The following is an 8,871-nucleotide window of genomic DNA, read 5'->3' on the forward strand; positions in this document are numbered from 1 at the left end:
AAAAGTGTTATTTATGATTTAAAAGGATTTCTGCCAAGAAATCAAGTAAACTCTAGACTTTAAACTAATATAAATTGAAGAAAAAAATACTATTAATTTTTGGGACTAGACCGGAGGCGATTAAAATGGCACCTTTAGTTAAAGAGTTTCAAAAGCATCCCGAATTGTTTGAGACTAAAGTTTGTGTTACTGCACAACACAGAGAAATGCTAGATCAAGTTTTAGCTTTTTTTGATATTACGCCTGAATATGATTTAGACTTAATGAAGCCTGGTCAAAATTTATATGGACTGACGGCTACAATTATTGAGTCTCTAAAACCAATCTTAGAAGAGTTTTCTCCTGACTATGTTTTTGTTCACGGAGATACGACAACGACTATGGCTGGGTCTATTGCAAGTTTTTATTCTGGAGCAAAAGTATGTCATGTAGAAGCTGGACTTAGGACTAACAATAAACTTTCTCCTTTTCCCGAGGAAATAAATCGTCAAATAGCAGGTAGAATTTGTGATTATCATTTTGCTCCTACTGAAACTTCAAAAAAGAATTTACTCAAAGAAAATATTTCTGATAGTTCAATTTTAGTCACTGGAAATACAGTGATTGATGCTTTGATTAAAACTGTTGAAAAAGTTAATGAAAATCCCAGTCAATTAATTCAAGACCTTTCAAAACAAATAGGAAATCAAGAAGTTGTTTTAGTCACAGGACATCGAAGAGAGAATCATGGTGGAGGATTTGAAAGAATTTGTAAAGCTTTAAAAAGAATCGCTAAAGATAATATAGATCGTTTAATTATCTATCCTGTTCATTTGAATCCAAAAGTACAGGAGCCTGTAAATAGAATCTTGTCGGGGGTTAGTAATATAATTTTAATAGATCCTTTAGCCTATCAAGATTTTATCTGGTTGATGAATCGATCTAAAATCATTATCACAGACAGTGGAGGTGTACAAGAAGAAGCACCAAGTCTAGGGAAACCTGTTTTAGTGATGAGAGATACTACCGAAAGACCCGAGGCAGTTGAAGCAGGGACAGTTTTGTTGGTTGGAACCAATGAAGATCTTATTGTATCAAAAACATTGGACTTATTAAATAATCATGACAACTTTGAAAAAATGTCAAAGCTTCATAATCCCTACGGAGATGGGTTGGCGTCAAAAAGAATTGTAGACTTTATTAAAAATATAAAATAATGAATCCAGAAGTAGTAACCATTGGTTTAGGATATATTGGATTGCCAACCTCAGCATTAATTGCCTCCCACGGGACAAATGTTTTAGGGGTTGATATTAACCAAAAAGTTGTTGATACTATTAATCAGGGTAAAATTCATATTGTTGAACCAGACTTAGATGAAATTGTCTCAAAAGCGGTTTCTAATGGCTTTTTTAAAGCATCTACCAAAGCTAGTTCAGCAGATGTATATCTCATAGTCGTTCCTACGCCATTTAAGGGAAATCACGAGCCAGATATTTCTTTTGTTGAAGCAGCAACAAATGGAATTATTCCACTACTAAAAAAAGGAGATTTATATATTATTGAATCAACCTCTCCTATCGGTACAACTGATAAAATGCAGAAACTAATATTTGCATCTAGACCTGAGCTAGAAGGCGCTATTCATATCGCCTATTGCCCGGAAAGAGTATTACCAGGGAATGTGATGTATGAACTCGTTGAGAATGACCGTGTTATTGGAGGTGTCGATGAAGCTTCTACTAAAAAAGCAATAGATTTTTATGGCAAGTATGTAAAAGGTGAGTTACATGCAACAAATGCAAAAACTGCAGAAATGTGCAAATTAGTAGAGAATTCCTCTAGAGATGTGCAAATTGCTTTTGCGAATGAGCTGTCATTGATATGTGATAAGGCAGGTATCAATGTTTGGGAGTTAATTAATTTAGCAAATAAGCATCCAAGAGTGAATATATTGCAACCTGGTTGTGGTGTGGGGGGGCATTGTATTGCTGTAGATCCTTATTTTTTAGTTTCTAATTATCCCATGGAATCTAAAATTATTGGAACTGCGCGTGAAGTCAATAATTACAAATCTTTTTGGTGTGTAGAGAAGATTCAAAATACAAAACTTGAGTTTGAGCTTAAATATGGAAGAAATCCAAAGACTGCATTAATGGGATTGGCATTTAAACCTAATATTGATGACTTGAGGGAATCCCCGTCAAAGTATATTGCTCAAAAAGTATTGCAAAACTCGAATAACGAAAATTACTTTATTGTAGAACCCAATATAGAATCACATTCTGTATATAAGTTAACAGATTATAAAGAAGCTATTGAAAATGCTGATATAATAGTGTTTTTGGTAGCACATGATGAGTTTAAAGGATTAAAAATTGATGATACTAAAATAGTGTTAAATTTCGCTGGTAATTTTATAGTTTCTTAATTCATGATTAAAAATTTGAAAATACAATATCGTAAATTAATATCTTTCCTTAAAATATATAGATATAGAAATATTTCTGTTATAGGTAAAGGTTGTCATTTTGGTAAATATGCAAGATTAGAATGTGATTCAAAAAGTACAATTAAAATAGGTAATAATGTTATGTTACATGGACGTTTGATCTCAAAGTTTGGTGGGATTATTCAGGTAGGCGATTACACTAGTATTAGAAGTAATGTTATTATAGGAGCTATAGAGAAAATTACAATAGGAAATAATGTTATATTTAGTAATGATATAATTATTTATGATAACAATAATCATCCAGTGCACCCAAATGATAGAATTAAATTAATTGAAAGTGGTTGGGGTAGTAAATTTTGGTCATGGAAGTATTCTAGTTCAAGTGAAGTACAAATTGGTAATAATGTTTGGATTGGACAAAATTCAAGAATCCTTAAAGGAGTTAAAATAGGTGATAATAGTATTGTTGCAGCAGGATCAATAGTGACAAAAAATGTACCAGAAAATTCGATTGTTGCAGGTAATCCAGCAAAAACCGTTAAAACAGACTTAAATAGAGAGATAAAACTATTATGAGTACAAATGCAAAAGAGGGTTACAAATTGACATTTGTAGCACGAATAGCTTCTGTTAGTGTTAAACTTTTATTTAAACTATTACTCACTTATTTTTTATCTAAAGAACTATTTGCTTCTTTTTCTGTCTGGCTAGTGAAAATAAACTTTATTGCATTATTAACGGGGTTAGGGTTAAATATTTCATTGATGTATTATGCAAAAGATAATAACTTCTCAAGTTTTAAGTATTTAAAAAATAATGTACAATTCTTTATTTTATCTTTTCCGATAATTTTATTATTTGTCAATCTTTTTTTTGGTAGTTTTTTAGAAGCCATATTTTTGACAGTTGGTGTATTTACTTTAAATGTGTTTCAATCAATAAACGCCAGTCTTCTTGTAAGAAACAAATATATTCAATATTTCTTATTAAATTTATTTTATTTAATACCCTATATCATATTATTAATTATTTCTTTTTTTGATAAAAATATAGGGGAGAATTATCTTAAATTATTATATATTTCTGGAGGTTTTTTTATAGTTATAAGTTATTTTTTTAAAGATTTTTCTTCTTATAAGTTGAGGATTTTTAATATAAGTAAAGATTTTAATTATTTTATTTATGGTATTAAAGGTTTGGCTTTGAATTTTTTAGGGCAAGCTTTGTATGTTTCAGACCTATTTATAATGGAGTATTTTAAATCCAAAAATTTAGCTGATTATGTTATTGCAGGCAGTTTTGTTCAAATCAATTGGTTTATTTCAAATTCTTTAGGAACTACTTTATTTTCTAGAATAGTTCAACAAAAAAAATCAAACTTCGTTAAGAATGAAATTATAATTATATCTCAAATAAGTTTAGTTTTTAATATTATTTTTACTTTTTTGTTTGCAATTTTTGGAAATATTCTAATTTTGGCATTGAATGAGAATTATATTTATGTTTATGATTTAACTTTGATTTTGTTATGTGGGAGTCATGGAGTTGCGATATATAAGCTTATGAGTAGAAAATTTGCAGCTGAAAATAAATGGAGTTTTTTATATACAAGACTTGGAGCTATAGTGTTATTAAATTTGATTTTAAATATTTTTTTAGTTGATAGTTATGGTGCATATGGTGCGGCATTATCTTCTTTGTTATGTTATTTAATATGTGGTTTATTAATGATCAATACTAAAGAATTTTCTTATTCGAGTTTATTAATTCCAAATATAACTAAGCTTTACAGAGTATTTAATTCAAAAAAAAATGATTAAACTAAGATGATAAGAACTATTCTACTTAAAATGGTAATGATTATTTTAATAATTTACCCCTGGAATGGTTTTCAATTTATTTTTACTCTAGGAGGACTGAGCATTATTCGAATAATGAGTTTTGTAATTATAATTTTAGGTTTATGTTTTGGGTATTTTGCTTACGGGTTTAAACAATATAAAAAGACATTTTTTTTGTTTCTTTTTTTCTTCTTTTCATTATTAGGTTCATTAACATATGATAGACCTAACTTTCCTGAATACTTTAAAATTTTAGGTTTTGCTATATTCATGATTGTTCTAGTAGGTTTAAAACCTCAAGTAAAAGAGTTGAGAAAATGGATTATTTTCTCTAGTTATTCTTTTGGCTTAATGCTTTTGGTATCACTAACGGATTTCCTGGGCTTTATAAGTGTTACAAATTTTAATGAAAGTTTATCTTCCGTTGGGAGAGGTGATATAAGAATATTTGACTTAGTTGGACCTTTTCCAACAAGAAGTTATTTAGGAGGTGTAATATCCTTTTATTTTCCAATTCCATTATTATTAATTGTTAATAAAACTAAATATAGACTTATACATATATTAATTTTGATTTTAATCTTTCCAGTTATTTTATTTGCACATAGTAGAGGTTTGGTTTTGAGTCTCGGAATTACATTTTTGTTATTGTCAATATTATATAGAAGAACTTTTGCTATTTATGTACTACTATTTATCATACTAATTTTTATTTCATTTAACTACATCAGTCCCTTATTTGATGATTTGAATTTTATAAGATTGTTTTCTTTAAATCGAGGTTCTGCAAATATCCAAGATAGAATAAGACTATATGCATTTATAGAAACAATTAAAGAAATACTTGTAAACCCATTTGGATGTGGATTTTCTACTGTATATATACCAAAAGCATACGATTATTACTCTCCCCATAATAATATTACATACATACTCAGATCAGGAGGTTTTTTTGGGTTTCTAATGTTTTTAATCTTTGTTTTTAAAATTCTAAAAAGAGAATTAAAAATATTCTTGAAAACAAAAATAATTACAGAGAAGACTTTTTTTCTATTTATCATTTTATCTTCATCATTCTATGGACTAACTCACTTAACTATTAATTTTCTCCCTTTTTGGATATCTATCGGAGTAATGATATTAGCATTTAGAAACAAAATAAATATTATTATATGAAAGTTTTGATCGTAGGCAATGGAGGTACTGGATTTAATTTGAAGAATGGTAAATCCTATATTAATAACCATACTGGGGAATTTATAGCTAATGTAAATAAAGAGGTTACAACTGTTTTTGCTCAGCCAAAAGTAAATTTTAATTTTAACTCAAATCTATTAAATTATGATTTAGGTGACTCCAAAATCAAATTTCTTAACTTAAATCCAAAGAAAAATTTTAATTTTTTTATTATTTTGATAAAACTAATACTTAATTTTGATTTTATATATATTTTTTACCCATCAACTTTAGGTAAAACAATTGCAATATTAGCTTTCATATTTAGAAAGAAGTATGGTTTATATATAAGAGGAGAGCATTTTTTGAAGAGTTTAACAGATAAAATTGTTTTAAGGCATTCAAAGTTGATTCTTACTATCTCTCCATTATTTGTCACAAAAATCAGCCCTTTTTGTAACAATATTGATATTATAAGTCCAATGATTTCGATAAATAAGAAGGATATTAACACTTATCGAAACTATTTAAATCACAGTGTTGTAAAGTTTTTATTTGTTGGTAGATTAGAAAGGAGTAAAGGTGTTTTAGAAATTATTCAAATAGCCAAGGTATTAAAGAATAGAGGTCTAGAGTTTACGATAGATTTAGTGGGTGGGGGAGTTTTGATTGACGAAATCAGATCAATTATTTTCAGGGAATCTTTAGAGAGATTTGTTTTTGTTAGAGGACAAATATCTGACAAGATATTATTGAAAAATTATTACGACTCATCTAATGTTTTTTTATTTCCATCTCATCATGAGGGTTTCCCCAGGGTTTTATACGAAGCAATGGCTAGTGGTATGCCCATTTTCACGACCTTTGTTGGAGGTGTTTCAGGGAGAATGAAACATTTAGAAAATTGTATTGAAATTCCCGCTAAAAATTGGGAATGCTCTGCTGAGATTATTATGGAATTTATTAGAAATAACAATGTTCTTAGAAAAATTGGAGAAGGTGGTATTAAAACAATTAGAAAGTTATTAGAAAGTGAACTAGAACCTCATGAAAATTTACTTATAAAATATTTAAAGCGTGAATTTAGACAAAATTAAACGTTACTGGAATTTTACACCCCAAGGGATTTTTATATTTAAGGCCATTACAATTAGTATTATTTTTTCAGTTTTATATGAAAAGATTTCTTCCTTTTTTTGGAGATATAATATGAAGGAAGTAGGTGCAAATGTAACGATTCAAAGAAGAGCTATAATTAGATATCCTAAAAATATTACAATTAAAAGTAATGTTAATATAGGAAGAAATGTCTCGATCACTACTGAGTTTGAAGATAGTAAGTTAGTTATTGGAGTAGATAGTCAGTTGAATAGAAATGTTGAGCTAGATTATAGTGGTGGAGTTCTTTTAGGTAAAAATATTGTAATTTCAGAAGGCTCTATTATAATGTCTCACAGTCATGGTTTTGACCCAAAATCAAAACCTCAAAAAATGTTTAAAAATATTGAAGATAATGTTTGGATAGGTGCCAGAGCTATAGTTTTACCACAAGCACAAAATATTGGTAAAAATTCGATAATAGCTGCAGGTTCTGTAGTAACTAAAGATGTGCCACCATATTCTATTGTTGCAGGAAATCCTGCTAAAGTCATAAAAAATATATGCTAAAAATAGTTCATATTGTCCCTACTTATTATCCCTATCAATCTGGAGGATCTGCTTATTCCTTATATAGATTAAATTGTGGGTTAAAAAATATTAACAAAGTTGTAATTTCTGAGGGAATTAAAAAGAAAAAAAAAAATGATCATATTACTCATGATCTTAATCATAAAGTTTTTTTTCATAATAGATTTTCGTTTTTTTTTATAAACAGAATAGTTAAAGAAAGTAAAAAAGCAGATGCTATTCAATTATCAAGTTTTTTTTTCCCTCCCAATATTTTTGCATTTATTGTTGCAAAAGTTTTTAGAAAAAAAATAATTATTTCACCTAGAGGTGAATTTTTTGAATATGCATTAAGTCGTAAAAAAAAACAAAAAGAGTTTTTTATTAAAATATTTAATTTAATAAATATCAGTTCCGTTTTTCATGCTACATCTGAAGAAGAAATAGAATTGATTAGAGAAAAAATAACTTCAAAAAAGAAATCAATAATTAAGATTTTTAATTCATTTGATACCGAATTTAATGAGACTGAAACCCGCTTAAACCAATTTCTATTTTTAGGTAGAATAAATCCAATAAAAAATATACATTCAGTATTTAATGTGTTGAAAAACACTAATGATATTACTTTCTTAATAGCTGGAGAAGCTAATCTACCTTATGAAAAAGAATATTTAATTTTTTTGAAATCCGAAATCAAAAGGCTGCATTTGCAACAAAAAGTGATTTTTACAGGAAAAATTCATAATGAAGAAAAATATAAATTAATTGCTCGTAGTAGGTTTTTGATTTTACCCTCTCATTCTGAAAATTTTGGAAATGTAGTATTAGAATCCTTGTCACAGGGAACGCCTGTAATAGCTTCTAAAGGTTCTCCTTGGTCTATATTAGAAAATACTAAGTGTGGTTTTCACATAGATTTTAATAAAGAAGTTGAAATAAAAAATAGTATTAACAGTTTAATGAATCTAAGTGAAAATGATTTAATACAAGTAAAAAAAAGCTGTAGGAAAATTTTAGAAAATTTCTCTACACATACAATTAATAAACAATGGGAAAAATTATACTACTCTAAATTATTATAATTAAAAAAACAATGAAACAGATTATTCAAGATCTAAAACAAGGTGATACAATTTTAGAAGAAGTTCCAGTCCCTAGTGTAAAGTCAGGAAGTGTTCTAATTCAAACAACTAGAACATTAGTTTCATTAGGAACAGAAAGGATGCTAGTTGATTTTGGAAAAGCAAACTTTATCCAAAAAGCAAAGCAACAACCTGATAAGGTAAAAATGGTCCTAGATAAGATGAAAACCGATGGATTGCGTCCTACTATGGAAGCAGTTTTTAATAAATTAGGACAACCATTACCTTTAGGGTATTGTAATGTAGGAGAGGTAGTTGCAGTTGGAAAAGGTGTAACAGAATTTGTAGTAGGAGATAGGGTAGCTTCAAACGGGAATCATGCAGAGTATGTATGTGTCCCTAAAAATTTAGTAGCTAAAATTCCTGATAATGTTACGGATGAAGATGCTGCTTTTACAGTTATAGGTGCTATTGGACTGCAAGGAATTCGTTTATTACAACCTACATTTGGAGAGACAATTGTAGTAGTTGGTTTAGGGTTAATCGGATTAATAACTGCAGAGTTGTTATTAGCAAATGGTTGTAATGTGATAGGTTTTGATTTTGACCCACAAAAAATTAGAATCGCAAATGAAAAAGGAATTACAGCTATTAATCCAGCCGAAGG

At 28.5% G+C, this 8,871-nt stretch carries 9 protein-coding genes; all 9 read left to right on the forward strand.

What is annotated here, in order from left to right:
- The first annotated feature begins 125 nt into the window (after positions 1 to 125).
- Positions 126 to 1,196, forward strand: a complete 1,071-nt coding sequence (gene wecB, locus ACFDSN_RS11045; RefSeq protein ID WP_375239921.1) for a non-hydrolyzing UDP-N-acetylglucosamine 2-epimerase — start codon at positions 126 to 128, stop codon at positions 1,194 to 1,196.
- Positions 1,196 to 2,410 carry a UDP-N-acetyl-D-mannosamine dehydrogenase gene (gene wecC / locus ACFDSN_RS11050; protein ID WP_375239913.1) on the forward strand — a complete coding sequence of 405 codons (1,215 nt, stop codon included), beginning with the start codon at positions 1,196 to 1,198 and terminating at the stop codon, positions 2,408 to 2,410. Before wecB ends, wecC begins: the two co-directional genes overlap by 1 nt.
- A 15-nt stretch (positions 2,411 to 2,425) precedes the next feature.
- Positions 2,426 to 3,010, forward strand: a complete 585-nt coding sequence (locus ACFDSN_RS11055) for an acyltransferase (protein ID WP_375239914.1) — start codon at positions 2,426 to 2,428, stop codon at positions 3,008 to 3,010.
- Positions 3,007 to 4,254: a lipopolysaccharide biosynthesis protein gene (locus tag ACFDSN_RS11060; protein WP_375239915.1), complete on the forward strand. Its 1,248-nt coding sequence runs from the start codon at positions 3,007 to 3,009 to the stop codon at positions 4,252 to 4,254. Before ACFDSN_RS11055 ends, ACFDSN_RS11060 begins: the two co-directional genes overlap by 4 nt.
- A gap of 6 nt (positions 4,255 to 4,260) precedes the next feature.
- Complete coding sequence (locus ACFDSN_RS11065) at positions 4,261 to 5,451, forward strand: O-antigen ligase family protein (protein WP_375239916.1); 1,191 nt, start codon at positions 4,261 to 4,263, stop codon at positions 5,449 to 5,451.
- The gene (locus ACFDSN_RS11070) at positions 5,448 to 6,548 is read left to right on the forward strand and encodes a glycosyltransferase (RefSeq protein ID WP_375239917.1); all 1,101 of its coding nucleotides are present in this window, start codon (positions 5,448 to 5,450) and stop codon (positions 6,546 to 6,548) included. The genes ACFDSN_RS11065 and ACFDSN_RS11070 overlap by 4 nt, the downstream gene beginning before the upstream one ends.
- 112 nt (positions 6,549 to 6,660) lie before the next feature.
- Positions 6,661 to 7,119 carry an acyltransferase gene (locus tag ACFDSN_RS11075; RefSeq protein ID WP_375239918.1) on the forward strand — a complete coding sequence of 153 codons (459 nt, stop codon included), beginning with the start codon at positions 6,661 to 6,663 and terminating at the stop codon, positions 7,117 to 7,119.
- Complete coding sequence (locus tag ACFDSN_RS11080) at positions 7,113 to 8,204, forward strand: glycosyltransferase family 4 protein (protein WP_375239919.1); 1,092 nt, start codon at positions 7,113 to 7,115, stop codon at positions 8,202 to 8,204. The genes ACFDSN_RS11075 and ACFDSN_RS11080 overlap by 7 nt, the downstream gene beginning before the upstream one ends.
- 11 nt (positions 8,205 to 8,215) lie before the next feature.
- Positions 8,216 to 8,871 (forward strand): zinc-binding alcohol dehydrogenase (locus ACFDSN_RS11085; protein WP_375239920.1); only part of this gene is annotated, 656 nt, incomplete at its 3' end.

Source organism: Aurantibacter sp., from assembly GCF_042094015.1.
In the GTDB taxonomy this organism is placed as follows: Bacteria; Bacteroidota; Bacteroidia; order Flavobacteriales; family Flavobacteriaceae; genus Aurantibacter.